At 55.4% G+C, this 14,416-nt stretch carries 13 protein-coding genes; 9 read left to right on the top strand and 4 right to left on the bottom strand.

Features of this window, described 5'->3' with window-relative positions; all coding sequences use genetic code 11:
* Positions 1-68 precede the first annotated feature (68 nt).
* A complete protein-coding gene (locus ACTID9_RS06410) occupies positions 69-368 on the bottom strand; it encodes a hypothetical protein (RefSeq protein ID WP_441070408.1) in 300 nt (99 codons plus the stop codon).
* 6 nt (positions 369-374) lie between these two features.
* Between ACTID9_RS06410 and ACTID9_RS06415 the strand changes: the two genes are divergently transcribed.
* The 9 genes from ACTID9_RS06415 (at position 375) to ACTID9_RS06455 (ending at position 11,573) form a co-directional block, all read left to right on the top strand.
* Positions 375-1,157, top strand: coding sequence for an SDR family NAD(P)-dependent oxidoreductase (locus tag ACTID9_RS06415; RefSeq protein ID WP_441070409.1), 783 nt, complete (start codon positions 375-377; stop codon positions 1,155-1,157).
* 54 nt (positions 1,158-1,211) lie between these two features.
* Positions 1,212-2,597, top strand: a complete 1,386-nt coding sequence (gcvPA, locus tag ACTID9_RS06420; RefSeq protein WP_441070410.1) for an aminomethyl-transferring glycine dehydrogenase subunit GcvPA — start codon at positions 1,212-1,214, stop codon at positions 2,595-2,597.
* A 34-nt stretch (positions 2,598-2,631) separates the two neighbouring features.
* Positions 2,632-4,188 carry an aminomethyl-transferring glycine dehydrogenase subunit GcvPB gene (gcvPB, locus tag ACTID9_RS06425; RefSeq protein WP_441070411.1) on the top strand — a complete coding sequence of 519 codons (1,557 nt, stop codon included), beginning with the start codon at positions 2,632-2,634 and terminating at the stop codon, positions 4,186-4,188.
* A gap of 208 nt (positions 4,189-4,396) precedes the next feature.
* The gene (locus ACTID9_RS06430) at positions 4,397-5,290 is read left to right on the top strand and encodes an ABC transporter substrate-binding protein (RefSeq protein WP_441070412.1); all 894 of its coding nucleotides are present in this window, start codon (positions 4,397-4,399) and stop codon (positions 5,288-5,290) included.
* A 94-nt stretch (positions 5,291-5,384) separates the two neighbouring features.
* Positions 5,385-6,089 (top strand): amino acid ABC transporter permease, encoded by a 705-nt coding sequence (locus tag ACTID9_RS06435; protein WP_441070413.1) that lies wholly within the window; start codon positions 5,385-5,387, stop codon positions 6,087-6,089.
* A complete protein-coding gene (locus ACTID9_RS06440; protein ID WP_441070414.1) occupies positions 6,086-6,808 on the top strand; it encodes an amino acid ABC transporter ATP-binding protein in 723 nt (240 codons plus the stop codon). The genes ACTID9_RS06435 and ACTID9_RS06440 overlap by 4 nt, the downstream gene beginning before the upstream one ends.
* A gap of 17 nt (positions 6,809-6,825) precedes the next feature.
* Entirely contained in the window at positions 6,826-8,475 is a 1,650-nt protein-coding gene (locus ACTID9_RS06445) for a M20/M25/M40 family metallo-hydrolase (RefSeq protein WP_441070415.1), read from the top strand.
* Between the two features lie 241 nt (positions 8,476-8,716).
* A complete protein-coding gene (locus ACTID9_RS06450) occupies positions 8,717-9,949 on the top strand; it encodes a hypothetical protein (RefSeq protein WP_441070416.1) in 1,233 nt (410 codons plus the stop codon).
* Between the two features lie 223 nt (positions 9,950-10,172).
* The gene (locus tag ACTID9_RS06455; RefSeq protein WP_441070417.1) at positions 10,173-11,573 is read left to right on the top strand and encodes an MFS transporter; all 1,401 of its coding nucleotides are present in this window, start codon (positions 10,173-10,175) and stop codon (positions 11,571-11,573) included.
* Between the two features lie 57 nt (positions 11,574-11,630).
* Here ACTID9_RS06455 and ACTID9_RS06460 read toward each other — a convergent pair whose 3' ends face one another.
* The 3 genes from ACTID9_RS06460 to ACTID9_RS06470 form a co-directional block, all read right to left on the bottom strand.
* Complete coding sequence (locus ACTID9_RS06460) at positions 11,631-11,942, bottom strand: hypothetical protein (RefSeq protein ID WP_441070418.1); 312 nt, start codon at positions 11,940-11,942, stop codon at positions 11,631-11,633.
* A gap of 18 nt (positions 11,943-11,960) precedes the next feature.
* Positions 11,961-12,680, bottom strand: coding sequence for a type 1 glutamine amidotransferase (locus ACTID9_RS06465; protein ID WP_441070419.1), 720 nt, complete (start codon positions 12,678-12,680; stop codon positions 11,961-11,963).
* A 160-nt stretch (positions 12,681-12,840) separates the two neighbouring features.
* Complete coding sequence (locus tag ACTID9_RS06470) at positions 12,841-14,394, bottom strand: BCCT family transporter (RefSeq protein WP_441070420.1); 1,554 nt, start codon at positions 14,392-14,394, stop codon at positions 12,841-12,843.
* Between the last annotated feature and the right edge of the window lie 22 nt (positions 14,395-14,416).

Consider the following 14,416-nt stretch of genomic DNA (forward strand, 5'->3'; position numbering starts at 1 on the left):
CCCTCGCTCTCATACGGAACCCACCCAATTGAAACGGGCTGTTTGCCAGCGCCCGCATTGCTTTTAGTTTATCCAACATTGCGAAAAATGACAAACGAATTGTCAGTTTTGTCAAACGACTTCCTGGCAGCAAGAGCAGGTTTGTCAAAAATGGCAATTGTCATGACACGATTGGCAAAGAAAAAGGCGCGATAGGTGGCTGTAGCAGCGACGGCATGTGAAAATACAAAAGGGAAGGCTCGCTGTCTGTGGCCGACATCTGTTTGGGCAACGCTCGCACAGGTTGGCATGGTGTTTGCAATATAAATCGGGCAGACAGCGAGACCAAATAAAAAAGCTTCAGTTAGCTCATCCAGGGGAGGTTGCAAGCGACCATGCTACGCACAAATGATGTTTTTCAATTGGAAGGAAAGGTTGCGCTGGTGACAGGGGGAGCGTCCGGGATCGGATTCGCCACGGCCGCGCGGCTGGCCGAATTCGGCGTTCATGTCATGCTGCTGGACATCAAGGAAGAGCTGGGGGAAAAAGCAGCCGCCGAAATTGAAGCGAATGGTGGCAAAGCAACATTCCACCGTTGCGATGTGGTATCACAGGAAGAGTGCAGCCGGGTCGCCAAAGCGATTGAAGACCAGGCGGGCCGCATCGATATTTTGTTCAACAACGCGGGTGTCATCCGCCGCAAAACCGTCGTCGAGCTGGAGGAAGCGGATTGGGATCTGGTGATCGACGTTTCGCTGAAAGGGGCCTACAACCTGTCCAAATTCGTCATCCCGATCATGGCCAAAAACGGCGGAGGCAGCATCATCAACACGGGCTCCGGCTGGGGAATCAAAGGCGGGGACAAGGCGGCCGCCTATTGTGCAGCGAAAGCGGGCGTCGTCAACCTGACCCGCGCGATGGCGATCGACCACGGCCCGGAAAACATTCGCGTCAACTGTGTCTCCCCGGGCGATACCGATACGCCGCTGTTGCGTGAGGAAGCGCGCCAATTGAATAAAGACGAAAGATCCTTTCTTGTATCGTCTGCGCAGGGCAGGCCGCTTGAGCGGCTGGGCACGCCGCGCGACATCGCCAATGCCGTGCTGTTTTTTGCCAGCGATCTGTCCGCATGGGTGACCGGCTCGGTGCTGGTCGTCGATGGCGGCGGATTGGCGTAAGGGAGCTTGCTTTCAAATATTCCAGAATGTTTGCAAATGGGAGGTAATGAAAAGATGAGCCAAAAACGTTTCGCACACCCGTATATCCCCAACTCGGCGCCGGAAGTGAAAGAACAGATGCTGCGCGAGATTGGCCTTACTGACATTGAAGAGATTTACGCGGACATTCCCGCTGAGCTGCGGCTCAAGGAAGCGATGAACATACCGGAAGCGATGACGGAATATGAGCTGGAGCGCCACGTCACCAAGCTGATGAACAAAAACATCACGACGAAGGAAAACATTTCGTTTTTGGGCGCAGGCTGCTGGCCGCATTTCATTCCAGCCGTATGCGACGAGGTGAACTCACGCGCGGAATTTTTGACCGCGTACGCCGGTGAACCGTACGAGGACCACGGGCGCTTCCAGGCGCTGTTCGAGTACCAAAGCCTGGTGGCAGAGCTGGTCGATATGGATGTCGTCAATGTGCCGACTTTTGACTGGGCGCAGGCGGCGTCCACCTCGCTGCGGATGGCGGCGCGGATCACGCAGCGCACGGAGCTGTTGGTTGCGCGCAACATCAATCCCGACAAGCTGTTGATCATCAAAAACTACACGTCGCCTGATCTGAAAGTGACTCTGGTCGATTATCAGGATGAGACGGGCGCGCTGTGCCTCGACGATCTGAAGGCGGCGCTGAACGACAACGTAGCTGCTGTCTATTTTGAAAATCCGACCTTCCTCGGCACACTGGAGACGAACGGGCAGGAGATCGCCGATCTGGCGCACGCGGCAGGCGCGCTGTGCGTGGTAGGCGTCGATCCGATCTCGCTCGGCGTACTCGAATCGCCGGCCAACTATGGAGCCGACATCGTGTGCGGCGATTTGCAGCCGCTCGGCGTTCATATGCACTATGGCGGCGGACAGTCCGGCTTCATCGCGACGCATGATGACCCGACGTTTGTCATGGAATACCCGTCCCGCCTGTTCGGAATCGCGCCGACCGAGGTGGAAGGCGAATACGGCTTCGGTGACGTGGCGTACGACCGCACGTCTTTTGCCAAACGGGAAAAAGGCAAGGAATCCGTCGGCACGCAAACGGCGCTTTGGGGCATCACCGCAGGCGTCTATCTCGCAACGATGGGGCCATACGGCATGCAAGAGGTGGGGCAAGGCATCATGCAGCGCTCCCAGTACGCGGCCAAAAAGCTCGCGGAGCTGCCGGGCGTCGGCGTGAAATTCAATGCGCCGTTTTTCAAAGAGTTCGTCGTTGATTTCACGCAAACGGGCAAAACCGTCAAAGAGATCAATGACGCACTGCTGGCAAATGGCATTTTTGGCGGCGTCGACCTGTCCGCCCATTATCCGGAGCTTGGCCAGACAGCCCTCTACTGCGTGACAGAGGTGCATAGCAAAGACGAGATCGACACGCTCGTTGCAGCTGTGAAAAGCGTGCTGTAGTGCGAAAGAAGAGCGAGAAGGAGACGATGAGCATATGAAACGAATTCCCCGTGAACATAAAGTGAGACGTTTTCATCAGGCGAAATGGGATGAGCCGGTCATTTTTGAATTGAGCCAGCCAGGCGAGCGCGGTGTGGAAGTTCCGCGCGTCGAGCAAGGGATCATCGAAGAAGTCGGCAATGGCATCTCGCAAATCCCGGCAGGGCTTTCCCGCAAAAAGCTGCCCAACTTGCCGGAAATCAGCCAAATGCGCGTCATCCGCCACTATTTCCGCATTTCCCAGGAAGTGTTGGGCGCTGATTTCAACGTTGAGATGGGGCAAGGTACGTGCACGATGAAGTATTCGCCGAAAATCAACGAGCGGTTTGCCCGTTCGCCGAAAATGGCGGAGCTGCACCCGCTGCAGGATGAATCTACGGTGCAGGGCATGCTGGAAATGACCTACAAGCTCGATCTTGATCTGCGCGAAATCTCCGGCATGGATGCTTTCTCGTTCAACCCGGGAAGCGGCACCCAGGCGTTGTTCACGCAGGCATCGATCGTACGCAAATATTTTGACTCGCGCGGCGAGCATCAGCGCAACGAATACATCACGACCAACTTCTCCCACCCGTCGCAGGCGGCGACAGCGGCGGTCAAAGGCTTCAAGATTATTTATTGCCCTGCAGACGAGAACGGGTATCCTGACATCGAAAAGCTCAAGGAGCTTGTTTCCGAGCGCACGGCAGCCTTTGCGGTCGCCAACCCGGAAGATACGGGCATCTACAATTCCCGCATCAAAGAGTTCACTGACATCGTCCATGCGGCAGGCGGCTTGTGCTGCTATGACCAGGCGAACGCCAACGGCCTTTTGGGGATCACCCGCGCCAAAGAAGCCGGATTCGACATGTGCTTCTTCAACCTGCACAAAACGTTCTCGATTCCGCACGCATGCGGCGGACCTGCCACAGGCGCGATCGGCGTGGTGAAGGAGCTGGAGGAATTTTTGCCGGGGCCGATCGTCGCATTCGACGGAGAGCGCTATTTCTACAAGCGCGATTTGAAAAACTCGATCGGCAAAGTCCGCAGCTTTTACGGCGTACCGCCAGCGGTATTGCGCGCCTATGCCTGGATTCGCGCACTGGGCGCGGAAGGACTCGTCGAGGTTGCCAAAATCGCCTGCCTGAACAACAACTATCTGTACCACAAAGTGCTGCAAATCCGTGGCGCCAGCGCGCCGTTTGTCAACGGCCGCCGTCTGGAGCAGGTGCGCTACAGCTGGGAGCAGCTGAAGCAGGAAACCGGTGTCAACACGTATGACGTGCAGCGCCGCATGGCGGATTTCGCCCACCATTACTGGACCAGCCACCATCCGTACTATGTGCCGGAGCCGTTCACGCTGGAGCCGACCGAGTCGTATTCCAAAGCGGAGATCGACGAATACGTCAATGCACTGGCACACATCTCCGACGAGGCGTACACGAATCCGCAGATCGTCAAAACGGCGCCGCATAACAGCACATGCCACCGGATCGAGGAATCTGTGCTGGATGACCCGTCGCAATGGGCGATTACATGGCGGGCCTATTTGAAAAAGACTGCACAAAACTAGGAAGCGTCAGACTGGGCAAGGAGAGGGCAATGCTCTCCAACTGCCCGGTCTAGCTCCGTTTGTTCGTCTGGCATGGAGCGAGGCAAGTTTATGGAGTAAAAATATTTTATTAAAATGGCTGAAAATTTGTACTTTTTATTCCGGGGAAAACGATGTAATATGAGACACAAATCTATTATTATACCACAAAATTGCTAGGGGGATCAGAATGAAAAATAGGAAGTTTTTGCCAGTAGCGTTGTTAGCCTGTTCCTTGGTACTCACAATTGTAAGCGGTTGCGGCTCCAATGCGGCGCCCGCCTCTTCCGGAGGCAGCTCTTCTGCCCCTGCGACACCTGCGCCGTCGACGGAAGGCACGAGCAACAGCGGGACAAGCGCACCTGCCCAGCCTGCGGCCGAAGAAAAGATGGAGCTGGTTGCAGACGGCAAGCTGACCTTTGCGATGAGCGGGTTGATCAAACCGCTGAATTACAAAGATACCAACGGGCAGCTGACCGGCTTTGACGTCGAGATTGGCAAAGAAATCTCCAAGCGCATCGGGCTTGAACCGAATCCGGTGACCAACCCGTGGGAAACTATCCTGCAAGGGCTCAAAGGGAAAAAATACGACGCGATCATCGGCAGCATGACGCACACGGAAGAGCGCGCGAAGCAGGTGGACTTCACTGATCCCTACTACATTTCGGGCGGACAGATTTTCGTCAAAGATACGAACGACACGATCAAGTCAAAAGATGATTTGAAAGGCAAAATCATCGGCGTTGTACAAGCGTCCACGCACAAGGATGCCGCAGTCACCTTGACGGACAAAGAGAAGGTGAAAGGCTATCCAAGCGACATCTACGCCCTGCAAGACTTGGCGCCAGGCCGCGTCGACGCCGTGATCACGGACCGTGTCGTCGGAACGTCTGCCATCAAGGAGCAAGGGCTGAAAATCAAGCCGATCGGCGACGTGCTGAACAAGGAAAACATCGCGATCGCGGTCAACAAGGACAATCCGGTGCTGACGAAAAAGATCAACGAGGCGATCAAGTCGATGGTAGATGACGGCACGTATGAAACGATCAGCATGAAATGGTTCGGTGCCAATCTCCTGAAGTAAACCTCCGAACAATCGGTGCGCTTCTTAATGGGGCGCACCTTGCGTACTGCAAGACCCCGATCCGAATTTCATTCTTGCTGGAGGTGCTGGGCAGATGGCCTTTTTCCAAAGCATTGCGGACATTTTCCTCACCCATGGCCTTGAGTTTTTGAAGGCGGCCTGGACGACGATTACGCTTACGGCTGTCTCATTGGCAATGGCCTCGGTGATCGGCCTGATCTTTGCTTTTTTCAAAGTTTCCGGTATCGTTGTGCTGCAAAAGATTGCCGATACGTACATTTTCATCGTGCGCGGCATGCCGTTGATCGTGCAAGTCATGTTCCTGTATTATGGTATTTCAAGCGTAATCGTTTTGAACGATTTCACGGCGGGGGCGCTGGCGCTCGGCATCCACTCGGGCGCGTACATCGCCGAGATTTTTCGCGGGTCCATCCAATCGATCGACCGCGGCCAGATGGAAGCCGCACGCTCGCTCGGCATGCCTTACGGGCTCGCGATGCGCAAGGTCATTTTGCCACAGGCGTTCAAGCGGGCGATCCCGCCGCTCGGCAACCAATTCATCATCGGGCTGAAGGATTCGTCGCTCGTCGCGTATATCGCCGTCACCGAGCTGTTCAACCACGCGCTGTCCGCGCAGGCGGAAAACTACATGCCGTTTGAGACGTACTTTGTCGTCGGGATGTACTACCTCGCGCTTGTCGCGATCTTCTCCCTGCTCTTGAACAAGCTGGAAAAACGGCTGGACACGACCAAGGTGCGAGCGCGGCGCCAAGCCAAGCAAACGGAGGTATCGGCATGATCAAGGTGCGCAAATTGGCCAAGTCTTTTGGCAGCCTGCAAGTTTTGAAAAGCATTGATTTGGAGATCAAAAAATCGGAAGTGGTCGTCTTGATCGGCGCCAGCGGTTCGGGGAAAAGCACGCTGCTCCGTTGTCTGAACTTTTTGGAAATGAAGGACAGCGGGGATATTGAGATCGGCGGGCAGCTGATCGATGTCAAGCATACGAATCTGAACAAGGTGCGCGAGCATGTCGGGATGGTATTCCAGCATTTCAACCTGTTCCCGCACATGACTGTCCTGCAAAACGTGATGGAAGCGCCGGTCCATGTGAAGAAGCGGAGCAAGGCGGAAGTGGAGAAAAAAGCGCGGGAGCTTTTGCAGCGCGTCGGGTTGACCGACAAGGCCGACTTTTATCCGGAACAGCTGTCCGGCGGACAAAAGCAGCGCGTGGCGATCGCGCGGGCGCTGGCGATGGAGCCGGATGTCATGCTGTTCGACGAGCCGACCTCGGCGCTCGATCCCGAGCTGGTCGGCGAGGTGCTGGCCACGATGAAAGATTTGGCCCGCGACGGCATGACGATGGTGGTCGTCACGCATGAGATGGGCTTTGCCCGCGAAGTGGCGGATCGGGTCATCATGCTGGCGGACGGCGAGATGGTGGAGGAAGGCCATCCGAAGGATATTTTCAGCAATCCCAAGCATGAACGGACACGGCGGTTTTTGCAGCAAATTTTATAGATGATGGGGTGTTAGGAATGTTGAACAGTCGCGAAGAAATCATGCGCGTGACAGATGAGCTGGTAAAAGTGGAAAGCGTCGTGAATACGGCAGGAGAAATCGCCGTATCGACACACCTGTACAAACATTTGCAATCATTCCCCTATTTCCAAGAGCATCCCGATCAACTGATCATGTCCCGCACGGTAAACGACGAGGTAGAGCGTTACAACGTGCTCGCCTTCGTCAAAGGGACCAAGCAGCCGAGCGACAAAACCGTGATTTTGATGGGTCACACGGACACGGTCGGCATCGATGACTACAATCATTTGAAGGACGTCGCCTGCCATCCGCAGGAGCTGATGAAGGCGCTGCAAAACGAGCCGCTGCCTGCATTGGTCAAGCAGCAGCTTGACTCGGGCGAATGGCATTTTGGCCGCGGAACCTGCGATATGAAAGCAGGGGTGGCGAGCCACGTCTTTTTGCTGAAATATTATGCCGAGCATCCCGAAGAGCTGGCGGGCAATCTGGTGCTCCTGGCCGAATGCGACGAGGAAGACAGCTCGCACGGCGTGCTCTCCTCGCTCAAAGATTTGAAAAAATGGCGCGAGGAGCACGGTTTCGACTATATCGCGCTGATCAACTCCGATTTCGTGGCACCGCGCTACGATGGCGACCCGAACCGCTACATCTATAAGGGCACCGTGGGCAAGCTGCTGCCGTCCTTTTTGATCACCGGCTATGAAACGCATGCCGGCTCTGCCTTTGAAGGGCTCGATCCCAACTTCATCGCAGCGGAGCTGACGCGGCAAATCTGCTACAATCCCGATTTGTGCGACGAGGCGTACGGTGAGACGCCGGTGCCGCCGGTCTCGCTGAAGCAGACCGATTTCAAGCCGACCTATACGATTCAGACGGCGCTGTCCGCTTATGTGTACTACAACTTTTTCATCCATACGTGGTCGCCGAAAAAAGCGCTGGGGATATTGAAGGAGCAGGCGGAAATCGCCTTTGAAAACGCTCTGTCCCTGCTGCGCGAGCGCCATCGCATCTTCTGTGAGCGGAGCGGACAAACGTGGAAAGAGCTGCCATGGAAAACGCGCGTGCTGATCTATGAGGACATGAAAAAACAGCTGGTTGAAGAGCATGGCGACCGGTTCTTGACCCATATGAAAGCATTTAAGGACGAGCTTTTGAAAGACAAGAGCCTTGATGTGCGTATGTTCTCGGCCCGTGTGGTGGAAGAGGAATGGAAGTGGATGAAAGACAAGAGCCCGGCGATCATCCTGTTCTATTCGTCGCTGTACTCGCCGCGCATCGAGCTGGTCGGCAAGGACGAGCGGGAGCAAAACCTGATCCATGCGCTCGAGCAAGCCGTGGAGGTCGTCCAGCCGCACTATCCGCACCCGATCGTCATGCGCAACTTTTTCCCGTATGTTTGTGACATGAGCTGCGTGGCGTTGAGCGACGATGAGGAAGGCATTCTCGCCATCGAGGACAACAACCCAAGCTGGGGAACCAAACATTACGTGGAGTATCAGGACATCCGCGACATCAACGTTCCTTGCATCAACATCGGTCCGTACGGCTACGATGCCCATAACCGCTACGAGCGCATGGAGATCCAGTTCTCGGCGGAGGTCGTGCCGAATGTGACGAACGAGATCATCAAACGATTGCTCGGATAAAAAGTATGGTAGGAAAAACCGGTCTTCCGTTGGGGGACCGGTTTTTTGTGCCTCCCGCACAGGCTGGCGGTCCTTTTTGGCAAGATCAGCACGATCATGTAACGTTTGCCAATCCTGCATCGTCAAACGGGAAGGAAACAGCCATTCTTGTGGCTGAAAATCAAAAATACTTGTTTCTGGGTAATTGTGGTACCATGAAGGACAAAACCATAGTTGCACCAGCATAAAGGAGAGGATCAACATGAAACGCCTGGTTCCAGCATTGATGACTGCCTGTTTGCTCGCAGTTTCCCCTGCGGGACTCATACACGCAAATCCGGTAGCGGCCACGTCCGTCAGCACAGATTGGTCGGAAGCGAGCTATATCGGCGACGTCAGCGGCAAAACGCATGTATACCGCAATGGTAATATGAAGCAAATGATCATGATCAGAGACAACAAACAGACGGTGCTGTATACGGCCAAAATGGGCGTGCTTTTGACACCGCACGTTTACCCGGTGCCCGGACAACCCGAGCGCTACCTGATCTGGTTTGAGGAGCAGGTCGGAAACACATTGACCGACCATATTCTCGTCCTCAATGCCAACGGCACTTTTACAGAAGTGACCAACATGCCGCAGCAAGGCTATGGCGCCTACACCTTGAAATGGTCGCCGGATGGCAAAAAAGCGTTCTATATAGCTGAAAATGCGCAAAACCACGAAGGCGTGCTCGGTGTCATCACGCCGGATAAACACGCTTTCGAACCGATTTTCGGCATGATCCGCGCGCGCGCGACCTATCCGGAAAGCGTCGTCGGAATGCTCCGCAAATGGCAAGCCGACTGGATTGATGCCAACAACGTGCTGCTGCTCGATGGACGCAAGGGCAACTTTTACACAGTCGACATGGTCAATAAAAATTTCCACGCAAGCTATGCCAAAACGACGTTCCAGGTGAAAAGCATGAAGGTTTTGCAAGGATTGCCTGATTATGCGCTGCTCGAGGTCGGCAATCCGCGCTATGATCTGGGCTTCATGGGCACGGACCGCGTCCATCTGGTAAACTGGAAAACAAGCCGGGTGCTGCAAGTGCCGCGGGCCATTTACGGCTCGGTCCAGACCTATGACCAGCAATATCTGGGGCTGACACCTTCCAAGCAGCCTGTATTCGCCGAAACGGTCAAATTGGGCAATCAGTATGCCTTCTCGGTGATCAGTCTCAATCCGGTGCAAAACATCAAGAAAAACTTGCTCGTGACCAGCCTGCGCAACGAATACCTGGCGCCGAAATCGTTCAGCCTGTCGCCGGACGGCAGTTTGGCAGCGATCAGCATGGTGAATCCGGAAACGGGCGCTTATGTGACATTCGTTGCAAAAACAGCAAACGGCGCCGTCGTGCTGGAGCGTAAAACGGCTGAGGAACGGACGCTTGGTTGGAAGGACAATCAGACGCTGCTGTTGGGGGCGGAAGCGGTTGGTGTGAAGAAATAAGGGATGGAAAAAAAGCAGGCTCACGGGGATCGTGGGTCTGCTTTTTTATACTCAAATGCTTTCTTTAAGTGAATTAACAATTGATGGAAACCAACTACCGTGTTATTATTCTATTGTTCTAACATCATCGAACTATAACGATAACACAATATCGACACCATCAATCTGCTGTCTGGCAGCCGTACACAAAGGCTGGGGCAGCTCATCATAAAAAGGAGGCATTATGAGTAAAGAAGGCACACTCCCGCAGGCGGCCACCGTCAAGCAGGGAGCAGCGATGAAGGAAGGATTGGTCATCGGGCTGTTGGGATTTACGGTCATTCTTATCGTCATGAATACGATGATGTTCAATCTGGCACTGCCCAAAATCACCCAGGAATTCGGGTTGACCTCGATTGGGGCGTCGTGGATTGTGACGGGCTACTCGATCGTGTTTGCGATCTCCTCGATCACCTATACGCGGCTGTCTGACTTTTTGCCGATCCGCAAGCTGTTCACCATCGGGCTTGCGTGCCTGGGCGCAGCGTCGGTGCTCGGTTTTTTCAGCCACAATTTTCTCATGCTGCTTTGCGCCCGCCTGCTGCAAGCTTCCGGCGCGGCTGCGGTTCCCGGGTTGGCGATCGTGCTGGTGACGCGGTTTATTCCGATTACCCGCAACGGCAGGGCGATGTCGATTATCATGTCGGCCAGCTCGCTCGGGTTGGGTCTCGGACCTGTCATCGGCGGCTCGATCACCCAGTTTTTAGGCTGGAACAGCCTGTTTCTCGTGACAGGCATTTCGCTTCTCCTCATTCCGTTTTTCTACCGTCTTCTGCCGCAGGAAAAAGCGCAGGCGGGGACGTTCGACTTTGTCGGCGCCGTGTTCATCGGTGTCGGGACAACGGGATTGCTGCTGTATTTGACCAGCCGCTCCTGGCTGATGCTCGCCGTCGGGCTTGCAGCGCTGCTGTCGTTCTGGGTGCGCATTCACCGGGCGCGTAACCCGTTTGTTTCGCCGGCATTGTTCCGCAACAAGCCGTATTTGGTGCTGAGTTCGCTCGGCATCGTTTCGTACATCAACAACTTTGCGACGCTGTTTTTGTTGCCGCAGGTGCTGGCGCATTTGTTCGCGCTGACGCCGGGCGAGTCCGGGCTGATCATTTTCCCCGGCGCGATCATCTCGATGGTGGCATCGAACTGGATCGGCAAAATGATCGACCGCTACGGAAACGATCTCTTGCTACGCTATGCGCCGCTGTTGCTCCTGGTGGCCGCAGCGACGTTTGCGCTGTTGGTCGGGTGGTCGTTCTACGCGATCATGGTCAGCTACATGCTGCTCAGCATCGGGTTTTCCGCGTTGACGACGAGCGTGTCCAATGAGATGGCGCGCATTTTGCACAAGGAGGAAGTCGGGGCGGGAATGGGCTTGTTCCAGTTGACCCAGTTTTTCAGCGGCGCCTTTAGCGTCGCGGTGACCGGCAGCACGCTTGCCTCGCAAAAAGGACTCGCGCTGACGGATGTGTACGCGGAGATTTTCTGGGGCATGACGGCTGTCGCCGTTTTGGCGATCCTTTGCTCGCTCGGCTATCACTTCATGAAGCAAGCGCGGGCGCGCAGGATGAAGGTCGGGCTGTCGGGCGAGTAAACATCCGAAAAAAACCATGCAGGAACGCCTTGCATGGTTTTTTCGTTTGGCGCAGCGTCAATCGTACCGCGCATCGTCGTCGCGTTCCTGACCTTCGATGATCAGCTCCAGCTCGGTTTCGAAATTCAGGTACAGCGTCGTCGGCAAACGTTCGGTAATCGCGGCGATCTCGGGTATGGCAAGCGCCTCGTCCACATCAGCGGGCTTGTGAGCGAGGCTATGATACCAGGTCCGCAGCTGATCGATCCATCTGTAAAACGATGCCTCGAACTGTTCGGCATCGTCTCCCGCTTCGTCCATCTCACTTGACTGCATCCGGTTCCAGTTGGCGAGGACGATTTCGAGGCCGTCCATGATCGTTTTGCCCATCGGGGTCACCTCCAGCTGTCATTGCTTTACCGCATGTTGTTCCCGATACCTGCGTTCAAAATTATCGAGCAAGGTGTACATAACAGATTTGCCTTGTTCAAGCTTCGCGGTTTGCGCCATCATATCGGCAACTGTTTGGATGTAGTCGCCCGGCTTCAGGTCAGCCGCGAATTTTTCCACCCACAGGGAAATGCCGGAGCCGGTCGATTCGGGATGGAACTGGATGCCCAGCGCGCGTTCGCCATAGCGGAACGCCTGATTGGCGCAGGCCGAGCTTGTGGCCAGAGGGACTGCCCCCGGAGGCAAGTCGAATGTATCGCCGTGCCACTGGAAAATCGGGAAGGCTTCCGGCAAGCCTTGCAGCAGCGGTTCGTGTCTCGCTTCCTCTGCAAGCTGAACCGGCCACCAGCCGATCTCCTTGTGGGCATGGCGGTACGCCCGGCCGCCGAGCGCTTCCGCCATCAGCTGGATGCCGAGGCAGATTCCCAGCACGAATGCGTTTTGCGCGATCGTCTCGCGGATAAACGCTTTTTCCTCCGCGAGCCACGGGTGCCGCTCTTCCTCATACGCGCCCATGGAGCCGCCCAGAATGATCAAAAGATCGAACGATTCAATCGGTGGAAACGGATCGCTCGCATAAACGCGCGTGATTGAAAGCGGGTGGTTCTTTTCGCTGGCCCAGTCGGCGATGAAGCCGGGATCAACCAGCGGATCGTTTTGCAGACAATGAATTCTCATGGCACACCTTGTCCCTTTCCGCAATCGACATGTTCAACTGTCTTCATTGTATCGCGCGATGGGGCTGGTTTCTAGCTTGGATGCGCTGGCGATTTTCGATAAAAGCCGGCGGTACTGCACATCCGCGAGGGAATTGGCAGCACGCCGGCTCATGATGGCATCAGGCGGTTTTATTGGTCATGTCCGCTTTGGGATTTCGTTCCAGCCTGTTTTTGGCCTCGTCTTCCTTGATCCATTTCATCAATGACACGGCTGCCATCGCGATGATCAGCACGAGCGGGAGGGAGACGATCACGACTACGGATTGCAGTGCGTGGAGCCCGCCGCCGAACATCATCGCGAACGCTTCCAGCTCCAGCACGAGCGCCCAAAGCACCTTGTGCCAGCGGGCAGGCTCCTCATCCATACCCAATCGCGGCGACGCGACGCTCGCGAGTGTAAATGACGAGGAATCCAGCGTGGCGGAAAGGAAGATCAAGGTGATGATCGTGATTGCCAGAAGCGCGATGCTTCCCCCGGGAATTCCTTGATAAATCGCGGCGATCGCCGCTTCTCCGCCTTTTTGCTCCAAAATATCGATGACCGGGACCAGCTTTTTCAACTCCAGAAACAATCCTGTATTGCCAAAGATGGCGAATGCGGCCCAGCAGCCGATCGTTCCGCCGATGCACTCCGCGAGAATGACTTGCTTGATCGTGCGGCCTTTGGAAATTTTGGCGACGAAAATGCCCATGTAAGGCGCACAGGCGATCCACCAGGCCCAGTAAAAAATCGTCCACGCCTCAGGAAAACCGGATTCGGCGATGGAATCGGTGTAAAAGCTCATGCGGAAAAAGTTTTGCAATAAGAAGCCGACGCTGTCTGTGAAGCGGGAGATGATGAACAATGTAGGCCCGGCGAGCAGGACGAACAGGGACAGGCCAAGGAACAGGTACGTGTTCATGTTGGCCAGCTTTTTCAAGCCTTTTTTCAATCCGAAATAAGTGCTGACGCAAAAGATCAGTGTCAAGACGACGATGAGGACCCAATCGAGCGTATTGCTGCGCGGAATGCCGAACAAGGCGGACACGCCTTCGGTGATCAGCGGCAAGCCCAAACCGAGAGCTGCGCCAATTCCACCGATGAGGCCGACCATGAAGCAAATGTCGATGACTTTGCCGAGCCAGCTGTTTGCGCCTTTTTTCAGCACGCCTTCACAGGCAGCGCTCAGCCTGACGCTCGGATTTTTACGAACATACAGGTTATAAGCGATCGGCAGCGCAGGCAAGCAGTACAGCACCCATGCGCTGAAGCCCCAGTGGAACAGGCCGTAGGTCGAGGCCCAGTCAGCAGCCTGCAAGCTTTTCGGCTCCGCGCCGAATGGCGGAGACGTGTAGTAGTAAGCCCATTCGATCGCGCTCCAATAGGTGATGCTAGCGCCGATCCCGGCGGTGAACAGCATGGCAAGCCAGCTGAAGGTGGAAAATTCCGGCTTGGTGTCAGCATCGCCAAATTTGATGTTCCCGTATTTGCCAAAGGCGAGCCAGAGCAAAAAGCCAAGGGCGATGATCACGACCCACAAATACAAGGACCCCAGATTTTGCGCGATCAGATGGTGCAGCGAGCCGAGCGCGGCGGTGCCTTCTTTCGGGTTTTGCAGCACCGGGATGGACATCGCGGCGACAATCAGCAGCACAGGCCAAAAGATTGCTTTGGAAATCGTGGATTGCTTCATGGAAGTACCCCCTTTCTTATCG

The sequence above is a fragment of the Brevibacillus fluminis genome (assembly GCF_052072235.1).
Taxonomy (GTDB): domain Bacteria; phylum Bacillota; class Bacilli; order Brevibacillales; family Brevibacillaceae; genus Brevibacillus_D; species Brevibacillus_D fluminis_A.